Raw genomic sequence first — 14,502 nt, 5'->3', positions numbered from 1 at the left:
TCCTCAAGCCCTTCATGTTGCACCTGACCAGCACACAGAGCCGACAAAAGACCCTAGGCCAGGCGTTTCTTTAACCAGCGAATGACGCTGCCCATTAACGGCAAATGTTCGTAGAGCATGGCACCCGCATCAAAGTAGTCGCGATGGCGCATTACTCTCCCATCTTCGCTAAACGTCAATGCACTACATCCCTCTACTTCTATGGTACGGCCGCCAGCCAACTTTGGATGCACAAATACCATCGTCCAGGTAACAAATGCCTGATTATTCTGCAGCTGGCGAGTGTGGTAGCTAAATTGGCACTGCTTAACATTTTCATACATGCTTAAAAAATAACGCTCTAGCGCCTCGCGGCCTTCAATCTTATGCAGCGGATCGCTAAAAACAACATCCTCAGTATATACCTCGTATAGTTTTTCTGTACAGGTATTGTCTAGTTTGTTGAAAAAGGCACAGAACGCCTCCAGCGCCGCAGGCTCAGCCATGGACGGGTCTCCTTTACTTTATGCGGTCATGCAGTCGCTTTATTTAGACAGTGATTTAAACGCTTCTAAGGCGCGCTGGCGTGCCGCTTTGTGGTCGACAATGGGGGCCGGGTAATTAATATCGGTGAGTAGATCTTGTGGCGGTGCATGGCGCGCCTTGGCGGGCAGCTCGGCAAGTTCAGGAAGCCAATGGGCAATAAACTCACCCTCAGCGTCAAAGCGCGAGGACTGAGTGGTAGGGTTGAAAATGCGAAAGTAAGGGGCAGCATCGGTACCCGTTGAGGCTGCCCACTGCCAGCCGCCGTTATTGGCGCAGAATTCACCGTCTACCAAATGTTGCATAAAGAAAGCCTCGCCGCGCCGCCAATCAATTAGCAGGTGCTTGCTTAAAAACATCGCTGTGATCATGCGCAGTCGGTTGTGCATCCAGCCTGTCGTCATTAGCTGGCGCATAGCGGCATCGACAATCGGGTAACCCGTGCGCCCCTCGCACCAGGCTTGGAAGCCTTCGTCATCGTCGCGCCAGGCTAACTGCTTAGTGTGTTCCTGAAAGGGTTGGTAGCGACACACTTGGGGAAAGCCAACCGCTACGTGCTGATAAAACTCCCGCCACACCAGTTCGTTGACCCAGGTGGAGAGGCCGATATCACCATCGGCCAAATGGCCGCCATTCTCAGCCATCACCGCTTGCAGACACTGGCGATAGGAGATCATGCCTAGTGCCAGGTAGGGCGACAGTTCGCTGGTGCCGCGTACTTTGGGTAGGTCGCGCTGGGCGTTGTAGTGGCGGCCACGAAAGCGCAGAAAGCGGGCAAGGTTATCTGCCGCGGCACTTTCACCGGCAGGCCACAGCCGCCCATCGGTAGGGGGGCTATCAAGTTGGGGTAATTCGGGCAGCGGATCGCTGTTAATATCCAGCGCTGCTTGCACACTGGGGGTATCACGCAGTGCTAGTTGTTCAGCACTGACCTGCCTATGCCACGCTTTGGAAAATGGTGTAAACACCCCGTAGTAGTCGCCTTTGCCGGTTAGCAGGCTGCCAGGGGCAAACGCTACGGCGTCGTGGTAACCATGGGCGGCAATACCGGCCTGTGTAAAGGCGTTCTGCACCGCCTGGTCGCGGTGGCGCTCATTGAGCGCGTACTCATAGTTAAAGTGCAACTGTTCAACGGCGTATTCACGGGCGATGTCGAGCAGCACCTCGGGCGCCTGGTCATAGCGTTCAATATCGCGGTGCAGTAGCGGGATATTCAAGCCGTTGAGCGCCACTTTTACGGCCGCAACGCCGCGTGCCCAGAAGTCCAGCTTATTAGCGCCGTGGCCATGCTCTTGCCACTGGGGAATACTACGCAAAAACACCGCTATCACAGGGCCCTTAGCCGCGGCGGCGGCGAGGGCGCTGTTGTCGTCAATACGCAGGTCACTGCGCAGCCATATCAACTGACGTTTCATAGACTCTCCCGTCATAGGCTCTCCTGTCATAAAGGGCTCCTGCGACACAAAAAAATGGCCGGCCACCGGAGGGTGAACGGCCAGTATGAAAGCGCGCTGGCTAGAGTACGCCTGACTCGCGTAAAAGCGGGCGCAAACGGGCAATGGCCTGAGGCAAATCATCGCCCAGCATATGTACCGGGCCATCGCGCAGGTCGCTTTCGCGCAGACGCGCCACCTCACCGCATACGCCGATGGGTACATTAAGCATCTCGGCCGCCTTAGGCAGCGCTTGGTTAATATAGCTATCGCTTTCCCGCTGACCGCTAGAGAGCAGCACCATCGATGAGTGCAGACGCGCCACGGCCTGGGGGAGATCCTCCAGCGGCAGCGAGTGGTCAAGCATCTGCACCCGATAGCCCTGTTCGCTGGCCATCAGCGCCGACATCAGCACCCACAACGGGCCGGGATCATCGGGCATGGCGTTGAGCAGAATCAGCGGGCCCCGAGTAGCCTGGTTGGCATAGTGCAAACGAATGCCTACCTGGCTGCGTAGAAACGCTTCCAAGGTGCGGCGAACTAGCTGATCTGCCTGAACAGCCCACTTGGCCTCTAAGGTTAAGATAACCGGCTGCCAGAGCTCGTTGATAGCAATGCTTAGTGGGTAGAGGGCCAAGCTCTGGTGATAAAACGCCTCCAGTTTGGCAAGATCCAAGGCTTCGATAATGGCCTGCAACTGCTGGCGCTGGCTCGCCCAATCACCAGCATCCGGCGTCGGCGTCTCAATTGTTTCTGGCTGGTCAAGCAAGTCGGCGACTTGACTGACCGGCACACCACGATTGAGCCACTGCAGAATGCGTTCGATGCGGGTGATGTCGTCCTGGGCGTATAGACGGTGACCTTTTGGCGTGCGCTGGGGGCGAATGAGCCCGTAGCGTCTTTCCCAGGCGCGCAGCGTGACCGAATTCACCCCTGTTAAGCGAGACACCTCGCGTATCGGATAGAGTGGCGTATCAGGTGGGTGGGTCGCCTTAAGACTCATGGGCGCCAGTACCTCTTCGTTAGCTGCAGCGCGGCGCTGCAGGGAGCTGACGTTGTTCGCCGCGGCCAAGGTGATTCATGTTCCATTTAAAGATTGCCTGATTTAAAAACTAAACATTAGCACGATACTGTATGCCCATTTGTACAACTTGTCGCTACCCGGTACAACCTTTATAAGAATCCTTCTTAATCATTTAAGCTCCGTGCTTATTGAACCGACCGACCTATTAGTGCCTCTCCTAAACGCTGGCCGGATAGCCAGGCATCTTCAATTCGGCCGTCGCGAAAGCTGTCGCCGCAAAGCGCTAGCCCGTTCGCACTGTATAAGTAATCATGTTCGCTACGGGTTGACGGTTGCGCATAGCGCCAGCGGTGCGCGCCTATTTCAATTAATGGGGGCAACACTGCTGAAGAAGGCAAAACGCGTTTAAATGCGCTTAAAAGTTGCTCAGCCACGACGTCTGCAGGCTGCTCTAAATGGGCCTCGCTCCAATCAAGTTGGGCTAGCAAACTAATGCTTTCAGGCTGCGCTTCGCGGCCAGGTTTGGTTTGATTGCGCGATACGATATTAAGGGCAGGATCGGCTAGACGGGCCATCTGCCATTGCGGGTCAACACCGGATATTGCCGGAAGCGGCCCGTCAAAAATCGCCCAGCCCGCCCAGCAGGCCCGCTGTTCGAGGGACTGGCACGCCACCGCTAAAGCGTCGTCCCAAGGCTTGACCAGCGGGTGAGCCTGAGGCGGCGGGGCGCTAATAACGACCTGGCCATAAGGCCCGTGGCGCGACCCGTCAGCCGCTAGTAGCAGCCAACCGTTGGTTGAGGGCTCAAGCGCCGCGATGGGCGTGCCGGTATACAGCTCGGTATTGGGTAGGGCCGTTAACGCATCCGCCATATGCCGCGTCAAAGCGCTCATTCTGGGGGTGCCAGTGTAGCGTTTTTGGCCATCATCGTGCGCCTGCCAGCCGCGTGAACTAGCCTGATAAGTACATGTCGGCCAGGCGGCTAGGCAGCCTGCGGCTATCCACCCATCAACGGCGCGTTGAAAATCCGCATCGCGCACGCTGAATGCCTGGGCGCCTAAATCAAGCGTCGCATTGGGCCTGCGTTTACTCGACATACGGCCGCCGGGGCCGCGGGCTTTATCGAATAGGGTAACGCTGGCGCCGCTTCTGGCCAGTACCTGCCCGCAGGCAAGTCCTGCGATGCCTGCGCCGATGATAGCGATCGAGTGATGGGCGGAAAGCGGCGGTAGCGGTTTGGCCATGAACCCTCGCGGCGGGTAATAAAGGTCGAATTAAGTGTTATATAAGCGCATTGTAGCAGTTGTGTATAAATGCCGTACAATTTAGTCATCATTTTATTGATTAAGCTGCGATGCTGTTCGCGTCGCCATGAAGGCTTTCAACGATGTCACCTAAACGATGTCACCTAACTAGGAGCAAACCCCCATGCGCGTATTAATCACCGGAGGCAGTGGTTTTGTCGGCCAGCGGCTGTGTCGGCAGTTAGTCGAATTAGGCCACGAGGTGCAGGTGGTTTCCCGCTCGCCGCACCAGGTGCGGGATCGTTTGCCGAGCAATTGCGACATTCGTGATAGCGCCCAGGCGTTTATTGAGTCGCCGCCGGATGCCCTGGTTAACTTGGCCGGTGAGCCGATTGCCGCCAAGCGCTGGAGCGATGAGCAGAAAGCCAAGCTGATTAACTCCCGGGTCGCGGCGACTGAGCAGTTGGTGGCGCTTTGCGAGCAGTTGAAAGCTAACGGTCAACCTTTGCCCAAGGTGATGGTCTCGGGGTCAGCGATGGGTTACTACGGCGATCAGGGTAAGCGGGTGGTGAGCGAGGAGACAATGCCCAACGACGAGTTCGCTCATCGTTTGTGCAAACAGTGGGAGGCAGCTGCCCGACCGATTGAGGCCATGGGCGTGCGGTTGGCGATTGTGCGCATTGGGCTGGTGCTGGAGGCGGGCGGTGGTAGCCTGGAGAAGATGCTGCCACCGTTTAAGCTAGGGTTAGGTGGCCGTTTTGGCAGTGGGGAGCAGTTTATGCCATGGATTCACCGCGACGATTTAGTCGCGGCGATCCTGTTTCTTATTGATCAAGAGGGGTTGAGCGGTGCCTTCAATGGCAGCGCCCCGCATCCGGTGACCAATGCCACTTTTAGCAAAACCTTGGCCAGCCACCTCAATCGTCCGGCCATTTTCCCAGTACCCGCTTTTGTTTTAAAAGCGGGCTTCGGGGAAATGTCGCGGCTACTGCTGACCGGGGCCGATATGCGCCCCGCGCGCCTGGAAGAGGCAGGATTCAGCTTCCAATACCCCACCCTCGACAAGGCGCTTGAGGCCATACTTTAAGCAACAATAGCTTAGCGGTCAGCATCAACGGTGATAATCACCCGCACGGAATCAAGCCGCAGGCGGGTGTTCTCAATCGCTTCGCTGAGCCCCTTGCGTTCATCTTTCAAGGCGTCGATTTCTGCACTGCGTACCGCTGGGTTGTGCTCGGCAAGTGCCGTTAAGCGGGCAATCTCGGCATCCAGCTGGGCGCGCATGCGCGCTTCGGCGTTTTCGACAATGCTGGGCAGCTGGCGCTCGGCCTCGCCCTCACCTTGAGTGAGCAACTCACGCAGCTGGTCGTGGCGGCTTTTGATCAAATCCCGGGCCAGTGATTTATTCACCTTTTGCAGGTTCTTGCCCAAGCCGGTGAAGGAGATCTTGCTGGTCAGGTTGGCGCCCGATTCATCCAGCAAAATTCGCACGGCGGTAGGCGGCAAGAAGCGGTTAAGGTGCAGTTTCTTGGGCGCTGGGCAGTGGGTGCGGAACACCAGTTCGGCCATCAAACGGCCGCTGGGAATGGCGTCGTGACGCAGCAGGGCCAGCGCCGAATTGCCCATGGTGCCATCCAGCACGCGGCCCATCATCTCGCGCAGCAGCGGGTGCTCCCAGGAGAGCCGTTGGACGTCGTCACGGGCCAGCGCCTGGGCGCGGCTGTAGGTGGCGGTAAAGCCCTCTTCGCCTTTGACCAGGCCGGGCAGGCCATCGAGCATATGTTGGCTGGGCTGCAGGTGCATTAAGCCCTTGCCAATCTCCTGGCTATCCACGCCGAAGATGTCCAGCGCCCGTTCCAGGTAGCGTGGCAGGGCGGCGTCTTCATCGAGTTCGCGCACCGCATCGATCACCTGTTGAGCGCGAGCGGGACGGCAGGCGTTGAGCTCCAGCAGCCGGTTGCGGCCCGCATCGTGTTCCGCCAGCTTGGCGCTAAACATGGTACGGGTTTCGGCGATGATCTCTTCAAGAGCCTCGTCATCCAGCAGGGCGTCAGCCAGGGCGTCGCCAAAGGCATCAAACAGGTCGTTGCCGACCCCGTGGGGGGCGCTGAACGCATCCATACCTTCGTGGTACCAGCGCAGCAGACGCTCGCCGGGGCTGCCTTCAAAGGTGGGGATATGCAGCTCAATGGCGTGGCGCTGGCCGATGCGATCCAGGCGGCCGATGCGCTGTTCGAGCTGATCCGGGTGCTGGGGCATATCGAACATCACCAGGTGGCGGCAGAACTGGAAGTTGCGCCCCTCCGAGCCAATTTCCGAGCACACCAGTACCTGTACGCCTTCGTCTTCATCGGCAAAGGCCGCCGCCGCGCGGTCACGCTCGATCAGCGAGAGGTCTTCGTGGAACACCGGCGCGTGGTAGCCGCCCAGCACCCGCAGCCCTTCGGCAAGGCCTTCGGCGGTTTCCCGGTGGTGGGCAATCACCAGCACTTTTTCGTTGGCAAAACCGCTCTCGCTGTCGTCGCTAAGCTTTTCCAACAGCCAGTTTACCCGCGGGTCGATGTGCCACCAGTCTTCGCCGTTGAGCGGATCATTGCTGAGCTCGCGGTAGGCCGCATCAGGATAGATCAGCACATCGGGGTGATCCATGCCGGTCTCGATAAGCAGCTCGTCGAGGTAGTCGTCGTCGCGCTCCAGGCGGCGCACCACCCGGCGGTAGGCCGAGGGTAGCGCTAACGGCGCGAGGTTTAGACGCCGTTCCGGGAAGCCGCCTACGTGGCGGCGGCTATTGCGGAACATCACCCGCCCGGTGCCGTGGCGATCAAGCAACGCTTCACTGAGCTGAGCGCGCGCGGCGTCTTGCTGCGTTTTGTCGGCTTCTTCGTTACACAGGATGGCCAACAGCGCTTGGCTGTCGCGGTCATCAGCAATGGCAGAAACGTGGCCGCGAGCATCCGGGTTGCCGGGCAGCGCCTCCAGGGCATCAATGGCGCGGGCCACCTCGGTGTAGTGACTCTCTTCGGCTTTAAAGCGTTCCAGGTCGTGGTAGCGCTCGCCATCCAGCAGCCGCAGGCGGGCAAAGTGGCTCTTAATGCCCATCTGCTCGGGGGTGGCGGTGAGCAGCAGCAGGCCGGGAATCACCGCCGAGAGTTGTTCGACACAGCGGTAGCCGGGGCCGCTGCCCTCTTCGCTCCAGTCGAGGTGGTGTGCTTCGTCCACAATCAGCAGGTCGAACTGGCTGGCCAGCGCCTGCTCTTGACGCTGGGGGTTGGCAAATAGCCAGCCCTGGCTCGCCAGCACCAACTGGGCACTCTCAAAGGGGTTTTCACTGCCGTGGGCCTGGCTCTGGGTTTCATCCAGTAGCGAGACGTTGAGTGAGAAGCGCCGCAGCAGTTCGACCAGCCACTGGTGGGTGAGGCTGTCGGGTACCAGAATCAGCGCCCGCTCCACGCGGCCATTGAGAAGTAGGCGGTGCAGAATCAGCCCGGCTTCGATGGTTTTACCCAGGCCGACTTCATCCGCCAGCAGCACGCGGGGCGCATGGCGGTTGGCGACTTCATTGGCAATGTAGAGCTGGTGCGGGATTAGGTCGATGCGCGGCCCAGAGAAGCCCAGCGCGTTGTGCTGCTCTATACGCTGATAGTGGTGCAGGGTTCGAAAGCGCAAATCAAACCAGTCGTTGCGATCGACCTGGCCGGTCAGCAGGCGGTCGCGGGCCTGATCGAACTGCATGGTGTCGGCGAGTTTGGCCTCGGGCAGTTCGCGCAGATTGCCCTCTTTGTCTTCACCGATATAGGTGATCAGGCCGCCGGACTCTTTGCTGTCATCGACGACGATCTGCCAGCCGTCGGCTGACAGCACGCGGTCGCCACTGCCGAACATAACGCGGGTAAGCGGGGCCTGGCGGGTATTGTAGGTACGGGTTTCCTGGCTGGCACTGAACAAGATGGTAACGCTACGGGCGTCGCAGTTAAGCACGGTGCCGAGCCCAAGCTCAGCTTCGCCGTCGCTAATCCAGCGTTGGCCGGGAGAAAAATCGCTCATGATGCCTCGGAGGAGTCTGCAAAACGGGTCGTCTGCCGCCGGAGGGGAGCACCGGCGGCAACAGGGCGGGGGATTCTAACGCAAAGCAGCGGGGGGATTAAGGTGTATCGGCATCAATCTTTTAACCAGCGATCCAGATGGGCGCGAGTAAGCTCGCCAACATGGACATCCAGGGTGTTGCCCTGGCCGTCGAACAGCACGGTGGTGGGTAGCCCAGGTGCTTGAAAAAGCGCCATAAGCTGCTGGCTGGGGTCACGCAGGGCATAACGGAACTCAAGCTGCTGCTCATCCAAATAGCGCACCATGGGTAGCAGATCCTCGCCCTGGTTGGCGACCACCACGCTGACGCCGTCGCGCTGGGCGGCTTCTTCCAGCAGGGGCATTTCGCGCAGGCAGGGCGGGCACCAGGTGGCCCACAGGTTTACGATAATTAGGTCTCCGCTTTCGGTGAGCGATGTCAGCGCTACTTGGTTACCCTCAATATCTTCTAAAGTGACGTCTGGCAGAGCGTCCACAGCAAAGTCATTGCCCAGCGGGGCCAACGTGACCAGCACCAGCCACAGGCTGGAGGCGGCTATTAGCAGCGCCATTGCGCCGCCCATGGCTAACAGTCGTGCGCGCAGCGCCCAGCCCGTCCATACCAAGCCAGCGGCCATTCCCCATAGGCCGTGGTAGCCCGGTTGCCAGACCTTGAGCGCTTCCAGCGGGGCGGCGCTATAGCTCTCCAGATTGAGCACAATATGGCCCACCCGAGCGCCGACTAACCAAATAATAATAAGCCCGGTAAACCAGCGCTGTTGAGCCGGGCGTGGCAGCCCTAATAAAAACCGAGCGCAGAGCAGCAGTAGCAGCGCGCAGCCAACGGCGTAAAGGCGGGGTAGCGAAATCAGTAGCGGGCCGAGAGCAATGGCGTTCATGGCGTTCCAATTCAGGTTTTTAACTTGGGTTTTAGCTTAGGTTTTAACATAGGTTTTAAATACAAGGTTTTAAATACAGGTTTAAAATACGGGATTTTAGCTCATGTTTTTAATTCTGCTTTCCCGTTAAGCATGCCGTGAAGCAGGTACACTGGCAGACCATATCATGCGAGCTGAAAATTACGGAGACGTTATGCCCCCACCCGCTTTCGATAAGCTGCGCGCGCTAGCGATCGGCTCCCAAGCGATTGGCTTAATACTGATTATTACCCTGGAAACCGTGATGGGTGATGCTGCACGCCCCTGGCAGGGTGTGGTGCTGGCCGCCATGCTGATCACGGCGTTAACGATTGCGCTGGTGCGGCTTTATCGCCGCAATCTAGCTCGCAAGCGTTGGGCCGAGTGCCTTGAAGACGGTGCTCATGACAATGATCATGATGATGCCTAGCCCCTATCGTTGGCTTCTCTGGCTGGGCCTGCTGGTGCTGAGTGGCCTGTTGGTGGGGTGCACCCACGCGGTGGTGCGCGAGCATCACACCGCGCTTGCTCCATCAGACGCACGTAATACATGGCTGGGTGGTCAGGCGCATCAGGCGCTGGCAGAACAGACCGACCCAGATGGCTTTGCGCTCCTGGCCGACGGTAAAGATGCGTTTGCCGCCAGAGTGAGGCTGATTCGCCAAGCGCAGCGTGAGCTGGATATTCAAACCTACCTGTTGGGCGATGGCCAAACCACGCGCTTGATCCTGGCGCAGCTGATTAAAGCGGCGGAAGAGGGCGTTCGGGTACGCTTGCTGATCGACGATATAGGCGCGGTTGGCCAGGGCGATCGCTTAGCAGCGCTGGCGAGTCATCCTGGTATCTATGTCCGGGTCTATAACCCGCTGCCGGTTGGGCGTGGGCATATGTTCACGCGGGTTTTAGCGTCTGCGGTTAATCCGACTCAGCAGCATCGGCGCATGCACAACAAACTGTGGGTGGCTGATAACAGTGTTGCCATTGTGGGCGGGCGTAATCTGGGCGACGAGTATTTTGATGCCAACGACTCGCGCAACTTTGCCGATTTGGACTTTGCGGCCATTGGCGATGTGGTGCCCGAGCTTTCGCGCAGCTTTGATATGTATTGGAACCATGGCCTGGCACAGCCCATTGAGCGCTATCACCGAGCAGCGGATAGCGCTTGGCTAACGCTCAAAACCGAGTTGGAGGAGTGGTTAGACGATCATGCTGACTCGCAATATTTCACCGAGCTGCGCCGTCAGTCACGCGGCTCACCGCCCTGGGAGACGTTGCACTGGGGCGAAGGGCAAGCGATGTGGGATACCCCCGGCAAGCTATCATCTGGAACGCCCGAATGGCGCGATACCCTGCTAGGTGAATTAACCGAGAGCATTGAGCTTAACGACAGGCTGGTGGTTATTTCGGCCTACTTTGTACCCACTGAGTGGGGGGTGAGAAACCTAACCGAGCTTGCTGACCGGGGCGTGGCCGTCGAAATTATTACCAATTCACTGGAGTCCACTGACGCTGCCATGGTGCACGGCGCTTATGCACCCTGGCGTGAAAAGCTGCTAGCGCACGGGGTCGCTCTTTATGAACTGCGCCCCGAGCAAGAAGCGGGTAGCGATGAAGATATGGCGGTGCCTGGGGCCTCGGCCTCGGCGCTGCATATCAAGGCCTTGAGCTTTGACGATCAGTTGTTCGTGGGGTCATTTAACGCTGACCCTAGATCAATCTACTGGAATACGGAAATTGGCGTGCTGGCACGCAGCGAATCGCTGATGCAGGCATTTAATGATCTGGTTGCCATCGGTCAAGAGCCTTCGTTGAGCTATCGCGTTGATCTCACGTCAGAACGAGAGCTGAACTGGCACCTAGAGCGCGATGGTGAAATGGAAGTTTTAACCGCTGAGCCCGGTAGTTTTTGGCGCCATTTCAACGCCTGGTTAAGCCACACGCTTAAGTTTGAGCGCTGGCTATAGCACCTTTCGCGAAGTAGCGTTAGAAACCGCAGCTTGTGTTTTTGGCGTTCCAGTTCCAGATTAGTAGCAGCCTTAACGATTGACCGCTGAGGCACACTAACAAAGTGCACAAATTTCTATCTCACTGGGAGCGACAAACAACATGATCAATAAGCGCGCATTAGCCACCGCTGTGGCGGCCTCAACCCTGGCAATGACCGGGTTCGCACAGGCAGAGGTCAAAGTTGGCTTCTTGGGCGGCTTTACCGGGGGAATTGAAAGTTTAACGCCACCTATCTTTGAAGGGGCGCAGCTAGCCGTTGAGCAGATCAACGAGCAGGGCGGAATTTTAGACGGCCAAACCTTGGTGATGCCATCTGGCGATACGACCTGTTCCGATGCCTCGGCTGCCTCGAACGCTGCCGACCGCATGGTCAACTCTGAAAATGTCACGGCGATTGTTGGTGCGCTGTGTACTGGTGCGACCATTGCCGCGGCTAATAACGCCGCCATTCCCGGTGGCGTGTTGATGGTGTCGCCTGCTTCTACGGCACCTGCGGTATCGGAGCTGGACGATAATGATCTCGTCTTCCGTACCGTGCCGTCAGACGCGTTCCAGGGTGAAATTCTTGCTAAGCTGCTGCTCGAAAAAGGCATTGATGCCGTAGCGGTGACCTACGTGAATAACGATTATGGTCAAGGCCTATCTGACGCCTTTAGCGCTGCTTTTGAGGCTGGTGGCGGCGAGATTACCGAAAACCTCGCCCATGAAGATAACCGCGCCGACTATCGCTCTGAGCTAGGCTCACTCTCTGTGAGTGGCGTTGATACCCTCGTCGTACTGGCCTACGCCGACACGTCGGGCCAGACCGTACTTCGCCAAGCCTATGAAAGCGGCATGTTTACCCAGTACGTAGGTGCTGACGGTATGGTCGGCGACAGTCTGATCAACGCCATCGGTGCAGACGTACTGGATGGCATGATCGCCACGCGCCCCGGCAGCCCTGACCTGCCCGGTACCGATATCTTTATCGAAGCCGCCGAAGCTGCTGATCTAGACCCCAGCGCCGTGTTTGCTGCCCAGGCTTACGACGCTGCTTTCCTGATCGCGTTAGCGATTGAGCAAAACGGCAGTGCAGAGCGCGAAGGACTTTCCGAAGCTCTGCGCAGCGTTTCCAGCGCCCCCGGCGAAGTGATTTTGCCCGGCGAGTGGGAGAAGGCGGTTGAGCTGATTGCCGCAGGTACCGAGATCAACTACGAAGGCGCTTCCGGCTCCCACGAGTTTGATGAAAACGGCGATGTACCTGGCGTCGTTGTCGAGATGGTGGTTGAAGACGGCACCTTTACTAGCAAAGGGCAGGTTGATCTTTAATTCTCAGGCTTAGTGTTAAAAATGCCTGGCTTATTAAGCCGGGCATTTTTTATTTGGTATGGTTCACCTTGTTGCCTTATGGCGTTAATTCAGCACAACCCGGCGATTACTCGCCAGCAAATAGCCGATACCCTAGGGAAAGACATACGTACTATTGGCCGTGCGATGGCCAAGTTACAGCAAGCGGGCAGGTTGAGAAGAGTAGGGTCAGATAAGTCTGGCCATTGGGAGGTTATCAATGAGTGAGCCCCCAGCCAGCGCCATGCTTGGTGCAGCAAAAAAAGCTCGCTAGCCGATGCTCCCATGACGTCCGTAACCAGAGGTGACGAGATCATGACGCAATTTATCAACAGCAAAGAAGACGCCGTTACCGACGCGATCGACGGCCTGATCAGGGCATCCGGTGGCCAGTTGGCACGCCTGGATGGCTATCCTCATATTCGCGTTGTGGTGCGATCCGACTGGGATAAGTCCCAAGTGGCATTGGTTTCCGGCGGAGGCTCTGGTCACGAACCGGCTCATGCCGGCTTCGTCGGCAAAGGCATGCTAACCGCGGCTGTCTGCGGTGACGTCTTCGCCTCACCCTCGGTCGATGCGGTTCTGGCCGCAATACTGGCGGTTACCGGGCCGGCGGGCTGCTTGCTGATCGTCAAGAATTACACCGGTGACCGCCTCAATTTCGGGCTGGCCGCCGAGCGTGCCCGTGCCTTAGGGCACAAGGTGAGCATGGTGGTGGTCGACGACGATATTGCCTTGCCCGACCTCCCGCAGGCACGGGGTGTGGCGGGTACACTCTTTGTTCATAAGATAGCCGGGGCACTGGCCGAACAGGGTGCCGAGCTTGAAACCCTGACCAATGCCGCTAAGAGAGTGATCGCAAACACTCACAGCATCGGTATGTCATTGGATACCTGCAGCGTGCCCGGCTCGCCTAAAGAGCAGCGTATTCCCCCGGGGATGGCAGAGCTGGGGCTTGGCATCCACGGCGAGGCAGGTGTTGAGCAGATTGCTTACGACAGCGCAAAAAACGCCATTGCCGCCGTCGCCGCAAAGCTGACCACCGTCATGGATAAACAGCCCCATGCTGTCCTGCTGAACAACCTCGGCGGCGCGTCGGCACTGGAAATGGCGGTCCTCGCCAACGAGCTTTTGACGTCTTCTATTGCCAGCAGCCTGAAACTCATTATCGGGCCAGCGCCCATGATGACATCACTGAACATGCAGGGGTTTTCCGTATCGGTGTATCCGCTCACCCAGGAGGATGAGGCCTTACTCGTTGCCGCCTGTGATCCCACTGCCTGGCCTGGCTGCAAGAGTATCAAGCCAATCACTACACGAGAGCTTCCCGATGGTTTGCTGCCTATTCAACCTATCCCGTCCTGGCATGATCAGACCGCCAACGTGCTGACGAGCTGGTGTCAGGTGCTAATTGATTCTGAAGCAGATCTGAATGCACTGGATGCCAAATCCGGTGACGGTGATACCGGCTCAACCCTCGCTGGAGCCGCCAGAGCCTTATTAAACGCGCTGGATAGAATGCCCCTGGCCGATCATCCCCAGCTTTATCGCGCTATAGGACAGGTGCTTAGCCAGACCATGGGTGGCTCATCTGGTGTGTTGCTGGCTATTTTCTTCTCCGCGGCAGGAGATGCTGCGTCCAGCGGACTACCCAGGGTCGTTGCACTGAAGGAGGGGCTCAATCGGATGCAGCAAATTGGGGGCGCGACGTTAGGCGACAGAACCATGGTAGATGCCCTCAAACCCGCCTTAGATGCTCTCGACGATAGCATCGCCTCCGCCGCCAGAGCGGCGCGGAAAGGGGCAATTCATACCGCTACCATTGTAAAGGCAAATGCGGGGCGCGCCGCCTATATCAACGCCGAACAGCTCCGGGGGCATATTGATCCCGGAGCTGAAGCAGTGGCGCGATTGTTTGAAGAGCTGGAAGTGCAGTCAGCGAAGTAGTGTGATCGTTAGCATCATTA

Annotated in this window: 12 protein-coding genes; 6 read left to right on the top strand and 6 right to left on the bottom strand. The window is 58.1% G+C overall.

Going from position 1 to position 14,502, the window contains the following annotated elements:
- Positions 1 to 53 precede the first annotated feature (53 nt).
- The 4 genes from J7J49_RS03250 to J7J49_RS03235 form a co-directional block, all read right to left on the bottom strand.
- Positions 54 to 485 (bottom strand): nuclear transport factor 2 family protein, encoded by a 432-nt coding sequence (locus J7J49_RS03250; protein WP_215090094.1) that lies wholly within the window; start codon positions 483 to 485, stop codon positions 54 to 56.
- A 39-nt stretch (positions 486 to 524) separates the two neighbouring features.
- Complete coding sequence (gene phrB, locus J7J49_RS03245; protein WP_215090263.1) at positions 525 to 1,937, bottom strand: deoxyribodipyrimidine photo-lyase; 1,413 nt, start codon at positions 1,935 to 1,937, stop codon at positions 525 to 527.
- 100 nt (positions 1,938 to 2,037) lie between these two features.
- The gene (locus J7J49_RS03240) at positions 2,038 to 2,958 is read right to left on the bottom strand and encodes a MerR family transcriptional regulator (RefSeq protein ID WP_215090261.1); all 921 of its coding nucleotides are present in this window, start codon (positions 2,956 to 2,958) and stop codon (positions 2,038 to 2,040) included.
- Positions 2,959 to 3,164: 206 nt separating this feature from the next.
- Positions 3,165 to 4,223 carry an NAD(P)/FAD-dependent oxidoreductase gene (locus J7J49_RS03235; RefSeq protein ID WP_215090092.1) on the bottom strand — a complete coding sequence of 353 codons (1,059 nt, stop codon included), beginning with the start codon at positions 4,221 to 4,223 and terminating at the stop codon, positions 3,165 to 3,167.
- A gap of 184 nt (positions 4,224 to 4,407) precedes the next feature.
- On the opposite strand from J7J49_RS03235, the gene J7J49_RS03230 reads away from it, so the two are divergent.
- Positions 4,408 to 5,310, top strand: a complete 903-nt coding sequence (locus J7J49_RS03230) for a TIGR01777 family oxidoreductase (protein ID WP_215090090.1) — start codon at positions 4,408 to 4,410, stop codon at positions 5,308 to 5,310.
- Positions 5,311 to 5,321: 11 nt separating this feature from the next.
- Here J7J49_RS03230 and rapA read toward each other — a convergent pair whose 3' ends face one another.
- Complete coding sequence (gene rapA, locus J7J49_RS03225; protein WP_215090088.1) at positions 5,322 to 8,267, bottom strand: RNA polymerase-associated protein RapA; 2,946 nt, start codon at positions 8,265 to 8,267, stop codon at positions 5,322 to 5,324.
- Positions 8,268 to 8,380: 113 nt separating this feature from the next.
- On the bottom strand, positions 8,381 to 9,184 hold the full coding sequence (locus J7J49_RS03220; protein WP_215090086.1) for a TlpA disulfide reductase family protein: 804 nt from the start codon (positions 9,182 to 9,184) through the stop codon (positions 8,381 to 8,383).
- A 193-nt stretch (positions 9,185 to 9,377) separates the two neighbouring features.
- Between J7J49_RS03220 and J7J49_RS03215 the strand changes: the two genes are divergently transcribed.
- From J7J49_RS03215 to J7J49_RS03195, 5 genes are all read left to right on the top strand, one after another.
- On the top strand, positions 9,378 to 9,632 hold the full coding sequence (locus J7J49_RS03215) for a hypothetical protein (protein ID WP_215090084.1): 255 nt from the start codon (positions 9,378 to 9,380) through the stop codon (positions 9,630 to 9,632).
- Positions 9,607 to 11,166 (top strand): phospholipase D-like domain-containing protein, encoded by a 1,560-nt coding sequence (locus J7J49_RS03210; RefSeq protein ID WP_251048109.1) that lies wholly within the window; start codon positions 9,607 to 9,609, stop codon positions 11,164 to 11,166. Before J7J49_RS03215 ends, J7J49_RS03210 begins: the two co-directional genes overlap by 26 nt.
- A gap of 142 nt (positions 11,167 to 11,308) precedes the next feature.
- A complete protein-coding gene (locus J7J49_RS03205) occupies positions 11,309 to 12,517 on the top strand; it encodes an ABC transporter substrate-binding protein (RefSeq protein WP_215090082.1) in 1,209 nt (402 codons plus the stop codon).
- A 21-nt stretch (positions 12,518 to 12,538) separates the two neighbouring features.
- A complete protein-coding gene (locus J7J49_RS03200) occupies positions 12,539 to 12,763 on the top strand; it encodes a winged helix-turn-helix transcriptional regulator (RefSeq protein ID WP_353048329.1) in 225 nt (74 codons plus the stop codon).
- Positions 12,764 to 12,850: 87 nt separating this feature from the next.
- On the top strand, positions 12,851 to 14,482 hold the full coding sequence (locus tag J7J49_RS03195; RefSeq protein ID WP_215090080.1) for a dihydroxyacetone kinase subunit DhaK: 1,632 nt from the start codon (positions 12,851 to 12,853) through the stop codon (positions 14,480 to 14,482).
- Positions 14,483 to 14,502 lie beyond the last annotated feature (20 nt).

It is taken from the genome of Halomonas sp. ISL-56 (assembly GCF_018612805.1).
Classification (GTDB): Bacteria; Pseudomonadota; Gammaproteobacteria; order Pseudomonadales; family Halomonadaceae; genus Vreelandella.
This window is presented reverse-complemented; position numbering and strand designations above follow the sequence as displayed.

What these genes read in the sequence shown, in the direction of transcription:
- J7J49_RS03250 (WP_215090094.1), bottom strand. Translation starts at nt 485, where the DNA reads ATGGCTGAGCCTGCGGCGCTGGAGGCGTTCTGTGCCTTTTTCAACAAA.
- phrB (WP_215090263.1), bottom strand. Translation starts at nt 1,937, where the DNA reads ATGAAACGTCAGTTGATATGGCTGCGCAGTGACCTGCGTATTGACGAC.
- J7J49_RS03240 (WP_215090261.1), bottom strand. Translation starts at nt 2,958, where the DNA reads ATGAGTCTTAAGGCGACCCACCCACCTGATACGCCACTCTATCCGATA.
- J7J49_RS03235 (WP_215090092.1), bottom strand. Translation starts at nt 4,223, where the DNA reads ATGGCCAAACCGCTACCGCCGCTTTCCGCCCATCACTCGATCGCTATC.
- J7J49_RS03230 (WP_215090090.1), top strand. Translation starts at nt 4,408, where the DNA reads ATGCGCGTATTAATCACCGGAGGCAGTGGTTTTGTCGGCCAGCGGCTG.
- rapA (WP_215090088.1), bottom strand. Translation starts at nt 8,267, where the DNA reads ATGAGCGATTTTTCTCCCGGCCAACGCTGGATTAGCGACGGCGAAGCT.
- J7J49_RS03220 (WP_215090086.1), bottom strand. Translation starts at nt 9,184, where the DNA reads ATGAACGCCATTGCTCTCGGCCCGCTACTGATTTCGCTACCCCGCCTT.
- J7J49_RS03215 (WP_215090084.1), top strand. Translation starts at nt 9,378, where the DNA reads ATGCCCCCACCCGCTTTCGATAAGCTGCGCGCGCTAGCGATCGGCTCC.
- J7J49_RS03210 (WP_251048109.1), top strand. Translation starts at nt 9,607, where the DNA reads ATGACAATGATCATGATGATGCCTAGCCCCTATCGTTGGCTTCTCTGG.
- J7J49_RS03205 (WP_215090082.1), top strand. Translation starts at nt 11,309, where the DNA reads ATGATCAATAAGCGCGCATTAGCCACCGCTGTGGCGGCCTCAACCCTG.
- J7J49_RS03200 (WP_353048329.1), top strand. Translation starts at nt 12,539, where the DNA reads ATGCCTGGCTTATTAAGCCGGGCATTTTTTATTTGGTATGGTTCACCT.
- J7J49_RS03195 (WP_215090080.1), top strand. Translation starts at nt 12,851, where the DNA reads ATGACGCAATTTATCAACAGCAAAGAAGACGCCGTTACCGACGCGATC.